Consider the following 12,931-nt stretch of genomic DNA (forward strand, 5'->3'; position numbering starts at 1 on the left):
CGGAGCCAATCGCCACTGATGCCGCTGCCAGCGGTAGGGGCCGGGCCCAAATCCCATTGCGCCTAGTCATGCTGGTGCTTTCGCTACTTTTTGTCGCAGTCGTATTTCCGCCGGTGAATTGGCCAGATGAGCGTCGGAACCTGGGTCTGCTTCAGGCTGGCGGATATGGGGTGTTCTATGGTCGGTTCCTTGATGCGCTGAGATGGCTCGCAGGTGGGCTTACTGACGTCGGACCGTTCGACGCGAGTACGTCGCATGCATTTGTGTCGGAGAACTGGCAGCGCATCGACGGCGCACTAAGGTACGCGACAGTCCCTGGCGATGCGTCGACGTCCTATTATGTTGCCAAGCTTGGCAACGTGATTCTTGTGGTCTGCGCGGTAGCGATCTTTTGGTACGCGCGGCGCCGCTGGGCTCGAAGCCCATCGTCAGCCCGTGAAGAGACAGCAGTATATGTACTTGCCCTATTGATGCCTTCAGTTTGTTACCAACTCGACCAGATTTCGACCGATATTGGGTTCATATTGATGTCGGCCGCTCTCTATTTTGTTCGATCGCGACGCGGGCGACTGATCTACGCCTTGGCAGCCGCCGCATGCGTTTTCGAAGACCGTTCTTATGTGATTCTCGCTGTAATTGCGTTAGGTTACGCTTTGCTCCCGCTTCTGATGAAGTGGCGACTGATTCGAGATAGACCTGCGGTCCGTTATGGTGCGCTTTGCGGCGCAGCCGTGGCCGGAACGCTCATCGGGACGGCTTTGGCCCACCAGATTCAATTCGGTGCGGGCATTGTGCCCCAGTATCTGGGCGAGGCTCCAGGGTTCACGGACCTGTCAACGCAGATCAGCTATACATGGGGCAAGAGCTTTAGTGCCATTCAAAACCCAGTAGTTCTGTATGCGGGGCTGGTGTATTTGCCGAGCGCTGCGGAGTTCTTTGTACGGACCGTTCCGCTGTACCTACTCGCCCTCCCAGTGTTTGTGCGTCTTATCCGAATCGCTGGACGAGACAAATCGGAAACTGGGCAGCGCTTCTTCTACTTGTTGCTATCTGTGATCGCGACCTTCTTCGCAATTACTAATGCGACTCACGTGTTCCAACATGGGCGATATTATTTTGCTATCGCTCCTCTGCTCGTGATCGCGCTAAGTTCGATTATGCAAAATGTGCGTAGCGGATATGGGGCGGACAGGCGCGCTCTGACCAAGGTTGCCATCATATTTGTATCGCTGAACGTATTGCTCACGTCGTTGATTGCATTGCCTACGCTGTTTAACTCAATGTGAGACGTCGGACCTTCACGCATTGTCTACGGGCGGCGGTCAAAATCAAGTCTTTGGAGATGCTTCCGGAAATGAGACGCTATTCGCGACTTGCAGGTTGGTGCATTGCAGCTACGAAGCTTCGTGCTCGACCGCGTCATCGACGAGTTGCGCTGACAGCCGTCGTTCGCGGTTCAGTCACGATCGGGGACTATACCTATATCGGTGGCTACACTGAGATACGGGGCACCTTGGACGATGTGCTCATCGGCCGATACTGCTCGATAGGACGCGGCGTGAAAATATTCTCGTCCGGGCAAGCGCATCGATTTGACGGGTTGTCGACCTTTCCGTTTTTCACCTTGTTCGAGTCGATCGATCGGCGTCATTACAACGTTCGCTCAGGGCCGACAGTAATCGGGCATGATGTCTGGATTGGTTCTAATGCAATTGTGATGGCAGGGGTGAGGGTCGGTAACGGGGCTGTCGTTGGGGCCGGTGCCGTTGTCACTCGCGATGTTCCGCCCTATGCCATTGTTGCCGGCAGCCCGGCTAGGGTCGTTCGGCTACGGTTTGGGGACGACGTCATTGCCAGAGTGCAGGCAACTGCCTGGTGGGAGCTTCCCCATGGCGTGTTAAGGGCGCGATATTCTAAACTAATTGAGTCCAATACCGCCGTGTCAGATGAGGCGATGTTGTGAAACGGGCAAGGACGCTGTTGGGCTGGGCGCCGATGATTGGAGCCAGGGGTTTTGGCGCTGCGACGACAGTTGGTCTAGCGGTCTTCGTCGCTCGTAGCTGGGGTGTCAGGTACTCGGGGTCCTTCTATTTCCTCCAGTCGTCGATTGCCGTTCTGGGGCTAATGTCGCGTCTTGGCGCTGAGCAGTATTTGACCGCATGGGTGACTCCTCGGGTGAGGTCTGGAACCCGCAAGACGGTGCCTGCGCTGGTATCGACCTACATTGTGGTCGGCTGCATTGGTCTCGTGTTTGGTGCGATTCTGATGTTGGGCGAACTGGTTAGTCCTGTTCTCGTCCATAGGCTCGTGGGCGAACTAGGCAGTCCGTTGTTGCTTGTTCTCGCGGTTTTGGGGTTTAACTCGATTTGGATTTCGAGCGCTTTTAGTCGAGCCGCGGGACGTGGGACTGTGGCTATCTTGCTTGAGAATGCGCTCCTTGCCATCTGGCTGACGATTGTTCTACTTCCTTGGGCGCTCCAGTCGAGAACGCCGCCACTCTGGGTCGTGGCAATTGCGATGTGCGCTATAGCACCGATGCTGGTTGTGCCGGTCCTGCTTCGCTTTAGACGAGAGGCTGGGAGGGGTGCAGCGGTATCTAGTCTGAGACACGCGGCGCGCGGGCTGATTGGTTATGGCGCAGTGACGGTGACGAACAGTATTATTGTTTGGGTTCCTGTACAGGTTTTGGGTTATTTCGGCAAATTGCCCGAGGTTGGTGTTTACAACGCTGCGTTCCGGGTAACGATGTTGATCGGCGCCTTCGGTGTGATCTTGAAAAGTGCGGTTATTGGCCAACGGATCGCCGCTGGCAATGATGATCATCGGGGCGACGATCGGTGGCCGCTTATTCGCCGCTCAGTAGCCTTGACCATACCATTTGTTCTGGTGTCGCTTGTGATCGCTTGGCAGGGCCGGCTGCTTTCCTCTGCTTTCGGCGGAGGCTTCGCGGAAATGAAGACGATTTTGCCTGTCATGCTGATTGCTCAAAGCATTAATGTTGGCGGGTTTCTGATCGAGACGACATTTGTGCTCCGCGGTGACCGACGTGCGCTGAATATGAATGCCGCGGTTACGTTTGCAGTGGCAGTTGTTGCGGCGCCGCTGTTGGTAGGGACATACGGCTTACATGGGGCTGCATGGAGCTTTGCGCTGACGACGGTACTTTCACGTGTTCACCTTGCGTTTCTGTACGTCATCCGGGGGCCGCAGCAAGGACGGGAAGGAATGGGCGAGAGGCGCTCTATCCGCGTAGTCAAGGATGCTGAACTTGGCGGCTAGGGTGACCAGCGCGATTCACTTATGGCTGAATGCGAGATGTGTGAGAGTTGGCCTGGTCTGCGCTTTGATCAGTAGGGTGGGCGTTTGTTCGCTCGTGTTGTCGAGGGGAGAAGTGACCTCGGGATTTGCTTTGTCGTAGTTTGGATTACTGATCCTAGCGAGCCGCACGCCCCTCGGAGGATGTGGCATGCGCTCTGATCTGAACGATCCAGTTCTCGCTTCAAGGCAGCGGTCGACAGCGGGGCGGTTGGGGTTGGGTTGCCTTTGATGGCGCATTGGCGTCCAACGTGGCCATGGGTGCGTGCACCGGCAATCGTCATGACCGTCGACGCCAGCCCACGGCTCGTTGGTCTGCCGTCGAACGACTGCCACATGATGCGCCCTCGCGAGCGCCACGGCGGAGTCGTTGAGTTGGCTTGTTATGTCGACGTCATCCGTCTGCAGTCTCGTGGACACATGGCTCGGCATGGACGTCGCGGCCACCTGCGGCACCGCTTCACGTCGTTCAGTTGATCATGCCGGCGCCAACCGTAACCCCAGTCGCCTCGTCGATGAGGATGAAGGAACCGGTTGTTCGATTCTTGTTGTACGGGTCACACAGCAACGGCACCGTGGTGCGCAGCTGCACCCGGCCGATCTCGTTCAGACCAAGCTCGCCGGCGCCCTGGTCGCGGTGCAGGGTGTTGACGTCCAGGCGATACTGCACGTCCTTGACCAGCGCCCGGCCCATCCGGGTGGTGTGCTTGATCGCCAGCTTCTGGCGCGGGCGCAGCGGCTCGTTGGTCATCCAGCAGACCATCGCGTCGATGTCCTGAGAGGGCTGAGGGGCGTTCTTCACCCGGGCGATCATGTCGCCGCGGGAGACGTCGACGTCGTCCTCAAGGCGCACGGTGACGCTCATCGGCGGATAGGCCTCGTCGAGCTCCTTGTCGAACAGGTCGATGCCGGCGATCTTGGTGGTCATGCCCGAGGGGAGCACGACCACCTCATCGCCCGGCTTGAGCACGCCTCCGGCGATCTGGCCGGCGTAGCCGCGGTAGTCGTGGAAGTCGTCGGACTTGGGACGGATCACGTACTGCACAGGGAAGCGGGTGTCCACCAGGTCGCGATCGGAGGCGACGTGGACGTGCTCGAGGTGGTGCATCAGCGTAGGCCCGGAATACCACGACATGTTCTCCGAGCGAGTCACCACGTTGTCGCCCTGGAGCGCTGAGATCGGAATGATCGTCAGGTCCGGAATGGACAGCTTGGTGGCGAAGTTGGTGAACTCCTTGTAGATCGCGTTGTAGGTGGCCTGGTCGTAGTCGACCAGGTCCATCTTGTTGATCGCCAGGACCAGGTGTGGGACCCGGAGCATGGAGAGCAGCACGGCGTGCCGACGGGACTGTTCGGTCAGGCCCTGCCGGGCGTCGACCAGGACCAGGCCCAGGTCGGCCGTGCTCGCCCCGGTGACCATGTTGCGGGTGTACTGCACATGGCCGGGGGTGTCGGCGATGATGAACTTGCGGGTCGGGGTGGCGAAGTAGCGGTAGGCGACATCGATGGTGATGCCCTGCTCGCGCTCGCTGCGCAGCCCGTCGGTGAGCAGCGCCAGGTCGGTGTAGTCGTAGCCCTTGGACACGCTGGTCGCCTCGACCGCCTCGAGCTGGTCCTCGAAGATCGACTTGGAGTCGAGCAGCAGTCGCCCGATCAGTGTCGACTTGCCGTCATCAACGCTGCCCGCGGTGGCGAACCGCAGCAGGTCCATCTGAGCCAGTTCCTCGGCGCCCATCAGAAGTAGCCTTCCTTCTTGCGGTCTTCCATCGCGGCTTCAGAGAACCGGTCGTCCCCTCGGGTCGCGCCGCGCTCGGTGACCCGGGCGATCGCGATCTCGTCGATGATCTTGTCGACCGTGTCGGCCTCGGACTCCACACACCCGGTCAGCGTCATGTCGCCCACCGTGCGGAACCGCACCGTGCGGGTCTCGATGCTCTCGCCGTCCTTGGGCTGGACTGCGTCGGAGGCCGACAGCAACATCCCATCGCGGGCGATCACCTGACGCTGGTGGGAGTAGTAGATCGCTGGGATGTCGATCTGCTCGCGACCGATGTAGTGCCAGATGTCCAGCTCGGTCCAGTTGCTCAGCGGGAAGATCCGCATGTGCTCCCCGGCGCGGATCTTGCCGTTGTAGAGGCTCCACAGCTCCGGGCGCTGCATCTTCGGGTCCCACTGGCCGAACTCGTCGCGGTGGGAGTAGACCCGCTCCTTGGCGCGCGCCTTCTCCTCGTCGCGTCGACCGCCACCGAAGGCGGCGGTGAATCCCTCGGTCTCGATGGCGTTGAGCAGGGTGCCGATCTGCAGCCGGTTGCGGCTGGTCTTGCCGTCGTCGACCACGATGCCGTCCTTGATCGCGTCGTCGACGCTCGCGATCACCAGGCGGACACCGAGCCGTTCGACCCACCGGTCGCGGGTCGTCAGCACCTCGGGGAAGTCGAAGCCGGTGTCGACCTGGAGAACCGGGAAGGGAATGCGCGCGGGGTAGAAGGCCTTCTCGGCCAACCGCAGCATCACGATGGAGTCCTTGCCGCCGGAGAACATCAGCACCGGCTTCTCGAACTCCGCCGCCACCTCGCGGAATATGTGGATCGACTCCGCCTCCAGCTGGTCGAGCTGACTCAGCTGGTAGTCGGCATGGGTCTCAGACACGCGTCAGCCTTTCGGGGGGAAACAGCCAGCCGACATCGTACCGACAGCAAGGCCATCGGCTGACATCGCCAGCCTGAACGATGGGATTACAGCGACCAGCTCTCCAGAGAGGCCACGTAGGTCTCCAGTCCGGACCAGTGGTCCTCAGACTTGAAGCCGGTGGCCTCGATCTTCGACAGATCCAGTGTGCTGTGCCGCGGACGGGGTGAGACGAGCTTGCCCTCGGCCCAGGCGTCGGTCGTCGTCGTGCTCACATCGTCGGGGGACCGGCCGCACAGCTCGAAGACTCGGCGGGCCAGGTCGGCCCAACTGGCCGGCTCACCCGAGCCGGTCACGTTGTAGGTGCCGAACGGCGCCGCCGAGTCCACCAGGTGCCGGGTGGCCGCAGCGAGGTCGGCGGTGAAGGTCAGCCGACCGATCTGGTCGTCGACCACGCTCGGTGAGACGCCGTCGAGGGCGAGCTGGCGCATCGTCCGCACGAAGTTCTTCCCGTCACCGACCACCCACGAGGTGCGCAGCAGGTAGTGCCGAGGCGCGTTCGCCACAGCGAGGTCGCCGGCCGCCTTGGACTGGCCGTAGACCCCCAGCGGGGACAGCGGCTCGTCCTCGGTGTGCAGCTGGGCGGTGCCGTCGAAGACGTAGTCGCTGGAGTAGTGCACCAGCGTCAGGTGGTGCTCGGTGGCGATCCGGGCCAGGGTCGCCGGTGCGGTCGCATTGGCGGCCCACGCCGTACGCCGGCCCTCGGGGGTCTCCGCGGCGTCCACCGCGGTGAATGCCGCCGCGTTGAGGATCAGCTGGTAGTCCGACCACGGCCAGGCGCCCACCTGCGCCGCATCGGTCACGTCGAGCTCGTCGAGGTCGACGCCCTCGGCGTCGGGGTAGAGCGTGCTGAGCGCCCGGCCGAGCTGGCCGCGGTTGCCGATGATCAGGGTCTTGCGCGGCGGCACCGGCGCGACCTCGGCCAGGAGGGGGTTGTGCTGGTCCTTCTCGGAGATCTCCGCCTCGGCCAGCGGGATCGGCCACGGGATCGCCGCGGTGGGGTCGGCGAGGTTGAGCGCGGGGTAGGAGATGCCCGGACGCCAGTGGTCGTTGACCAGGTAGCTGTAGGCGGTGCCGTCCTCGAGCGCCTGGTAGGAGTTGCCCACCCCGCGGGGGACGAACACGGTCACCGACGGGTCGATCTCCACGTGGAAGGTGGCCCCGAAGGTCTCGCCCGCGCGCATGTCCACCCACGCCGCGAACACCCGGCCGGTGAGCACCGAGACCAGCTTGTCCCACGGCTCGGTGTGGATGCCGCGGGTCGCGCCCCGGTGGGCGTTGAAGGAGACGTTGTTCTGCAGCGGCCCGAAATCGGGCATCCCCAGCGCGGTCATCTTCGCGCGTTGCCAGTTCTCCTTGAACCAGCCGCGGTTGTCCCGGTGCACCGGCACCCGGAGCACCAGCAGCCCCGGGATCGACGTTGTCTCCAGGGTGAGCCCCTCGATCGGCTCCGGGATGGCGGCCGCCCCGGGATCGGGCGTCTGTCCGTGCGGTGCGGGGGTCATCGGTGCTGCCTCACTGGCCCTGGGCCGCGTAGGCCGCCTCGGTCTGCTGCTTCTGCGGGCGCCACCAGGCCTCGTGGGCGCGGTACCAGTCGATGGTGCGGGCCAGGCCCTCCTCGAAGTCGGCGTAGGTCGGCTTCCAGCCCAGCTCGTCGCGCAGCTTGGTCGAGTCGATCGCGTAGCGCAGGTCGTGGCCGGCCCGGTCGGTGACGTGGTCGAAGTCCTCCTCGTCGCGACCGAAGGCGCGCAGGATCATCCGGACCACGTCGAGGTTGTTCCGCTCGCCGTCGGCGCCGATCAGGTAGGTCTCGCCGATCGCGCCCTCGTTGAGGATGGTCCAGACCGCGGCGGAGTGGTCGTCGGCGTGGATCCAGTCCCGCACGTTGAGCCCGGCGCCGTAGAGCTTCGGTCTCCCCCCGTCGATCACGTTGGTGATCTGCCGGGGGATGAACTTCTCCACGTGCTGCCAGGGCCCGTAGTTGTTGGAGCAGTTGCTGATCGTCGCGTGGACGCCGAAGCTGCGCACCCAGGCGCGCACCAGGTGGTCGGATCCCGCCTTGGATGCCGAGTAGGGGCTGCTGGGGGAGTACGCCGTGGCCTCGGTGAACCGCTGCGGATCGTCGAGCTCGAGGTCGCCGTACACCTCGTCGGTGGAGACGTGATGGAAGCGGGTGCCGTGCTTGCGGGCCGCCTCCAGCAGGGTGAAGGTGCCGACCAGGTTGGTCCGGATGAACGGGCTCGGGTCCCGCAGCGAGTTGTCGTTGTGCGACTCCGCTGCGTAGTGCACCACCGCGTCCGCCTCGGCCACCAGCGGGTCGACGCATGCGGGGTCGGCGACGTCGCCCACCACCAGCCGCAGCCGGCCCTCCGGCAGCCCCGCCAGCGCCTCCTGCGAGGCTGCGTAGGTGAGCTTGTCCAGGACGGTCACCTCGACGTCGGTGGTGTCCACGAGGTAGTGGACGAAGTTGGAGCCGATGAAGCCGGCGCCACCGGTCACGAGAAGACGTCGCATGCCCAGCATCCTATGAAGGTTTCGCTTTTCCTGAAGCCGAACAAGCCAAACCCCTAGGCTGATGCACCATGCGCGGAATCATCCTGGCCGGCGGCACCGGCAGCCGACTGCACCCGATCACCCTCGGGGTGAGCAAGCAGTTGGTGCCGGTCTACGACAAGCCGATGATCTACTACCCGCTGTCCACGCTGATGCTGGCCGGGATCCGGGACATCCTGGTGATCACCACCCCGCACGAGGCCGCCCCCTTCGAGCGGCTGCTCGGCGACGGGTCTGCCTTCGGCATCAACCTCTCCTACGCCGTCCAGCCCAGCCCCGACGGCCTCGCCCAGGCGTTCCTGATCGGCGAGGAGCACATCGGGTCGGAGAAGGTGGCGCTGGTGCTCGGCGACAACATCTTCTACGGCTCCGGGCTCGGGTTCACCCTTCGCCGCTTCACCGACGTCGACGGCGCCGCCGTCTTCGGCTACGCCGTCGAGGACCCCACCGCCTACGGCGTCGTCGAGTTCGACGAGCACGGGATCGCGCTCTCACTGGAGGAGAAGCCGGCCCAGCCGAAGAGCAAGTACGCCGTACCCGGGCTGTACTTCTACGACAACGACGTGGTCGGCCACGCTCGCGCGCTGAAGCCGTCCGCGCGAGGCGAGCTGGAGATCACCGACCTCAACCGGGTCTATCTCGACCAGGGCCGACTCCAGGTCGAGGTGCTCGCGCGCGGCACCGCCTGGCTGGACACCGGCACCTTCGACTCCCTCAACGACGCCAGCAACTACGTGCGCACCATCGAGGGCCGCCAGGGGCTCAAGATCGGGGCGCCCGAGGAGGTCGGCTGGCGGATGGGGTTCCTCTCCGATGCGGAGCTGCTCCAGCGGGCCGACAAGCTCGCCAAGAGTGGGTACGGCGACTACCTGCGGCGGCTCGTCGAGGACTGAAGCCCTGGTTGGGGCCCTTCGACAGGCTCAGGGGTCGGGGGGCTCAGGGGTCGGACAGGCTCAGGGATCGACAGGCTCAGCCCTTCGACAGGCTCAGGGATCGGGGGCTCAGGGATCGGGGGGCCTTCGACAGGCTCAGGGACCGACAGGCTCAGCCCTTCGACAGGCTCAGGGACCGTGGGGGCGTGAGACCGCCGCACCCCGACTGCTTGAGGTGCGACGGCACCACGGGGCCGGTGCCCGTGCCCGATGTCCACAAACGGGTGGTGTCCACGTGCTGAACGCCGGCCGTCGGGGGCCTCCGATAGCCTCGCGGCCATGAAGGTCTTGGTCACCGGAGGAGCCGGCTACATCGGGTCGACGACGGCGCTGGCGCTCGAGGAGGCCGGGCACACGCCGGTCATCCTCGACTCCCTGCTCACCGGTCCGCGCCAGTTCGTCGGGGACCGGATCTTCTACGAGGGCGACATCGCCGACCGCGCGCTGCTGAAGCGGATCGTGGCCGAGCACCCCGACCTGGACTGCACGATCCACATGGCCGCGCGGATCGTCGTACCGGAGTCGGTGGCGCAGCCGGCGGAGTACTACCGCGACAACGTCGCCAAGTCCCTCGAGCTCTTCGACGAGCTGGTCGCGCTCGGCAAGCCGCGGGTGCTGTTCAGCTCCTCGGCGTCGATCTACGCGCTTCCCGAGTCCGGCTTCGAGGTCGACGAGCACGCTCGGCTCGACCCCGGCTCGCCGTACGCCCGCACCAAGATGATGATGGAGATGGTGCTCCAGGACATCGCCGCCGCCACCGACCTGCGCGCGATCATCCTTCGCTACTTCAACCCGATCGGCTCCGACCCGGGGCTGCACTCGGGCATCTACGTGCGCGAGCCCTCGCACGTGCTCGGCCAGCTGGTGCTCACCGCGCAGGGGCAGCGCGACACCTTCACCATCACCGGCACCGACCACCCGACCCGCGACGGCACCGGCATCCGCGACTACATCCACGTCTGGGACCTGGCCAAGGCCCACGTCGCGGCGGTGGAGCGGTTCGACGAGGTGCTCGACACGGTGGACGCGCCCAGCGTGGTGATCAACGTCGGCACCGGCTCCGGCGTCACCGTGCGCGAGCTGGTCGCCGCCTTCGAGCGGGTATACGGCGCCGAGGTCCCGCTGTCGGAGGCTCCGCCCCGCCCCGGTGACGCGGTCGGCTCCTACGCGAACGTGGACCTCGCCCACAAGCTGCTCGGCTGGCGCGCCTCGGCGAGCCTCGATGAGGCGATCGACACCGCGCTGGCCTGGGGTCGCAAGCGCAAGGAGATCCTCGGCTACGAGTGAGGGCGCCGCGTCCTGGCAGTCCTCCTGTCCCGCTGTCTCCCTGCGAACCGCAGGAAGTTCCTGCTCAGAACCTGCATATGGCAGGGGCGCCGCGGGTGTCGCTCCTGCGGTGAAGGCGGGCCGCGATCCACCTGCGCACTGGCCGTGCCCGCCGGCCAGCGTCCGCGCCTCAAGCAACTCCTGTGGACAACCGATCCCACCTGTCCGTGGCCGCACCCAACCTGCTGGCATGCACAAGTGGGCCCCGATCTGCCCACCGCCAACAGGCCTCGTATGCCCCGTGCCCGTCGACCCCACCGGCCAGGCCGGGCCGACTCGCGGGCGGGCGGCGGGACCGAAATGGCGGCGCACCTCCCACGGCCACTACGTCCCTGCCGCCACGCCGCGCACCGTGGAGCAGCGCATCCTCGAGGCGTCCGTGCGACTGCCGCCGGGCGGCGCGGTGACCGGGTGGGCAGCCTGCCGGATGCACGGCGTCGGCCTGGTCGACGGGCTCGCTCGCGACGGCGTCACCGAGCTGCCCGTGCTACTGGCCCAGGGTGAGTGCGGCCGGCTCAGCCAGCAGCCCGGCATCAGGCTGGCCAACGAGCCGCTGGACCCGAGCGAGACGGTCCGGCTCCACGGCGTACCGGTCACGACGATCGAGCGCGCGATCTTCGACGCCGCCCGCGAGGCGCCCGACCTGCGGGAGGCGGTGGTGGCACTCGACATGGCGTTCGCGGCGAAACGCAGCTCGCTGCCGCGGATGGCGACGTACGTCGAGGGGCGGTCGGGCTGGCGCCGCGTAGTGGTGGTACGCCGAGCGCTGGTCCTCGCCGACGAGCACAGCCTCTCGCCGCAGGCGACCCGGCTGCGGCTGATCTGGATGCTGGACGCTCGGCTGCCGCGACCGCTCACCAACGTCGGGATCCTCGACCAGCACGGACGGCTGCAAGGCATCGCCGACCTGCTCGATGTCGAGGCGGGGCTGGCGGTGGAGTTCGACGGTGAGGATCACCGCAGCCGGGACCGGCACGCCCGGGACGTCCGGAAGGAGGCTGCGCTGCGGCGGCTCGGTCTGGAGGTCGCCCGGATCACCGGCACCGACCTCAGACGCACCGACGTGGTGATCGCCCGTCTGCACGAGGCCCGTGAGCGCGCGGCGTTCCGGTCGCCGGCGGAGCGTCGCTGGGTGCCCAGACCACCGCGCAGTCTCGAGGAGGAGCTGGCTCGGCGTGACCGACTCGAGGTCGAGCTTGCCGAGCTGCCCAGCATCGCGAAGCTACGGGGATGGTGAGACGGCTTCCCGGCAAGCCTGTCTGGGGCATCGCTGTCTCCCTGCGAACCGCAGGATTCCTTCCATCAGAACCTGCCGTTCGCAGGGAGACGGGCCGTCGGTCGTGGAGCTCCCGACAGATCACCTCACCGGGCCGACCGCCACCGCGCATGACACCTCGTGCAAGGCTCGGGGCATGCGGATCCTCCTCGACGAGACCTCCTCGACCACGGCGGGCGACGACGTCACCGACGACGACCTCGCCCGCCTCTACGCCGCCCCGCGCCGGGAGTGGCTGCGGATCAACTTCGTCTCCACGGTCGACGGCGCGGCCACCGGCAGCGACGGGCTCTCCGGCAGCATCAACAACGCCTCGGACAAGCGGATCTTCGACCTGCTGCGCACCCTCGCCGACGGGCTGGTGGTGGGGGCCGGGACGCTGCGCGCCGAGGGGTACGCCGTGCCGCGGCTGCCGCTGGTCGTGGTCAGCCGGCGGGCCGACGTACCCGAGACGCTGCGCGAAGCGCCACCCGGCCGGATCCTGGTGGCCACCTGGGCCGGCGCCCAGGGCATCGGCGAGGCCCGCGAGCTGCTGGGCGAGGAGCAGGTGCTGGTCACCGGCGACCACGACATGGACCTGACCCGGCTGCGGCCGATGCTGGCCGAGCGCGGCCTCCATCAGCTGCTCAGCGAGGGCGGCCCGCACCTGTTCCACTCCATGCTCGAGGCCGGCATCGTCGACGAGCTCGACCTCACCCTGGCGCCGCTGATGGTCGCCGGCGGCGGACCCCGGATCGTGGTCGGAGCCGGGATGGAGGTCCCCACCGTCCCCCAGGTCCTGCTCGAGGAGCACGGCTCGCTGATCGGCCGTTGGCTCGTCGGCTGAGTGACCGGGGGCGCC

General features: G+C 65.6%; 11 protein-coding genes. 7 read left to right on the top strand and 4 right to left on the bottom strand.

Features of this window, described 5'->3' with window-relative positions; translation table 11 throughout:
* Positions 1–68 precede the first annotated feature (68 nt).
* From Q9R13_RS16330 to Q9R13_RS16340, 3 genes are all read left to right on the top strand, one after another.
* On the top strand, positions 69–1,286 hold the full coding sequence (locus tag Q9R13_RS16330; RefSeq protein WP_310962233.1) for a hypothetical protein: 1,218 nt from the start codon (positions 69–71) through the stop codon (positions 1,284–1,286).
* 68 nt (positions 1,287–1,354) lie between these two features.
* Entirely contained in the window at positions 1,355–1,963 is a 609-nt protein-coding gene (locus Q9R13_RS20360; protein WP_310962234.1) for a CatB-related O-acetyltransferase, read from the top strand.
* Positions 1,964–2,175: 212 nt separating this feature from the next.
* Positions 2,176–3,279: a lipopolysaccharide biosynthesis protein gene (locus Q9R13_RS16340; protein WP_310962235.1), complete on the top strand. Its 1,104-nt coding sequence runs from the start codon at positions 2,176–2,178 to the stop codon at positions 3,277–3,279.
* Positions 3,280–3,784: 505 nt separating this feature from the next.
* On the opposite strand, the gene Q9R13_RS16345 is transcribed toward Q9R13_RS16340, so the two are convergent.
* The 4 genes from Q9R13_RS16345 to rfbB all read right to left on the bottom strand — a co-directional run bounded on the left by Q9R13_RS16345 (position 3,785) and on the right by rfbB (position 8,517).
* Positions 3,785–5,050: a sulfate adenylyltransferase subunit 1 gene (locus Q9R13_RS16345; RefSeq protein WP_310962236.1), complete on the bottom strand. Its 1,266-nt coding sequence runs from the start codon at positions 5,048–5,050 to the stop codon at positions 3,785–3,787.
* Positions 5,050–5,964 carry a sulfate adenylyltransferase subunit CysD gene (cysD, locus tag Q9R13_RS16350; RefSeq protein ID WP_310962237.1) on the bottom strand — a complete coding sequence of 305 codons (915 nt, stop codon included), beginning with the start codon at positions 5,962–5,964 and terminating at the stop codon, positions 5,050–5,052. The genes Q9R13_RS16345 and cysD overlap by 1 nt, the downstream gene beginning before the upstream one ends.
* An 86-nt stretch (positions 5,965–6,050) precedes the next feature.
* Positions 6,051–7,508, bottom strand: coding sequence for a bifunctional dTDP-4-dehydrorhamnose 3,5-epimerase family protein/NAD(P)-dependent oxidoreductase (locus Q9R13_RS16355; protein ID WP_310962238.1), 1,458 nt, complete (start codon positions 7,506–7,508; stop codon positions 6,051–6,053).
* Between the two features lie 10 nt (positions 7,509–7,518).
* The gene (rfbB, locus tag Q9R13_RS16360) at positions 7,519–8,517 is read right to left on the bottom strand and encodes a dTDP-glucose 4,6-dehydratase (RefSeq protein WP_310962239.1); all 999 of its coding nucleotides are present in this window, start codon (positions 8,515–8,517) and stop codon (positions 7,519–7,521) included.
* Positions 8,518–8,585: 68 nt separating this feature from the next.
* On the opposite strand from rfbB, the gene rfbA reads away from it, so the two are divergent.
* The 4 genes from rfbA to Q9R13_RS16380 all read left to right on the top strand — a co-directional run bounded on the left by rfbA (position 8,586) and on the right by Q9R13_RS16380 (position 12,916).
* The gene (gene rfbA / locus Q9R13_RS16365; RefSeq protein WP_310962240.1) at positions 8,586–9,449 is read left to right on the top strand and encodes a glucose-1-phosphate thymidylyltransferase RfbA; all 864 of its coding nucleotides are present in this window, start codon (positions 8,586–8,588) and stop codon (positions 9,447–9,449) included.
* A 318-nt stretch (positions 9,450–9,767) separates the two neighbouring features.
* Positions 9,768–10,775 carry a UDP-glucose 4-epimerase GalE gene (gene galE, locus Q9R13_RS16370; protein WP_310962241.1) on the top strand — a complete coding sequence of 336 codons (1,008 nt, stop codon included), beginning with the start codon at positions 9,768–9,770 and terminating at the stop codon, positions 10,773–10,775.
* A gap of 280 nt (positions 10,776–11,055) precedes the next feature.
* Entirely contained in the window at positions 11,056–12,051 is a 996-nt protein-coding gene (locus Q9R13_RS16375) for an endonuclease domain-containing protein (protein WP_310962242.1), read from the top strand.
* A gap of 175 nt (positions 12,052–12,226) precedes the next feature.
* On the top strand, positions 12,227–12,916 hold the full coding sequence (locus tag Q9R13_RS16380; protein ID WP_310962243.1) for a dihydrofolate reductase family protein: 690 nt from the start codon (positions 12,227–12,229) through the stop codon (positions 12,914–12,916).
* Positions 12,917–12,931: the final 15 nt, after the last annotated feature.

Origin of the sequence: Nocardioides marmorisolisilvae (assembly GCF_031656915.1) — a bacterium.
In the GTDB taxonomy this organism is placed as follows: Bacteria; Actinomycetota; Actinomycetes; order Propionibacteriales; family Nocardioidaceae; genus Marmoricola; species Marmoricola terrisoli.

Coding starts and splice junctions, on each gene's coding strand:
- Q9R13_RS16330 (WP_310962233.1), top strand. CDS start 69: ATGCTGGTGCTTTCGCTACTTTTTGTCGCAGTCGTATTTCCGCCGGTG.
- Q9R13_RS20360 (WP_310962234.1), top strand. CDS start 1,355: ATGAGACGCTATTCGCGACTTGCAGGTTGGTGCATTGCAGCTACGAAG.
- Q9R13_RS16345 (WP_310962236.1), bottom strand. CDS start 5,050: ATGGGCGCCGAGGAACTGGCTCAGATGGACCTGCTGCGGTTCGCCACC.
- Q9R13_RS16355 (WP_310962238.1), bottom strand. CDS start 7,508: ATGACCCCCGCACCGCACGGACAGACGCCCGATCCCGGGGCGGCCGCC.
- rfbB (WP_310962239.1), bottom strand. CDS start 8,517: ATGCGACGTCTTCTCGTGACCGGTGGCGCCGGCTTCATCGGCTCCAAC.
- rfbA (WP_310962240.1), top strand. CDS start 8,586: ATGCGCGGAATCATCCTGGCCGGCGGCACCGGCAGCCGACTGCACCCG.
- galE (WP_310962241.1), top strand. CDS start 9,768: ATGAAGGTCTTGGTCACCGGAGGAGCCGGCTACATCGGGTCGACGACG.
- Q9R13_RS16380 (WP_310962243.1), top strand. CDS start 12,227: ATGCGGATCCTCCTCGACGAGACCTCCTCGACCACGGCGGGCGACGAC.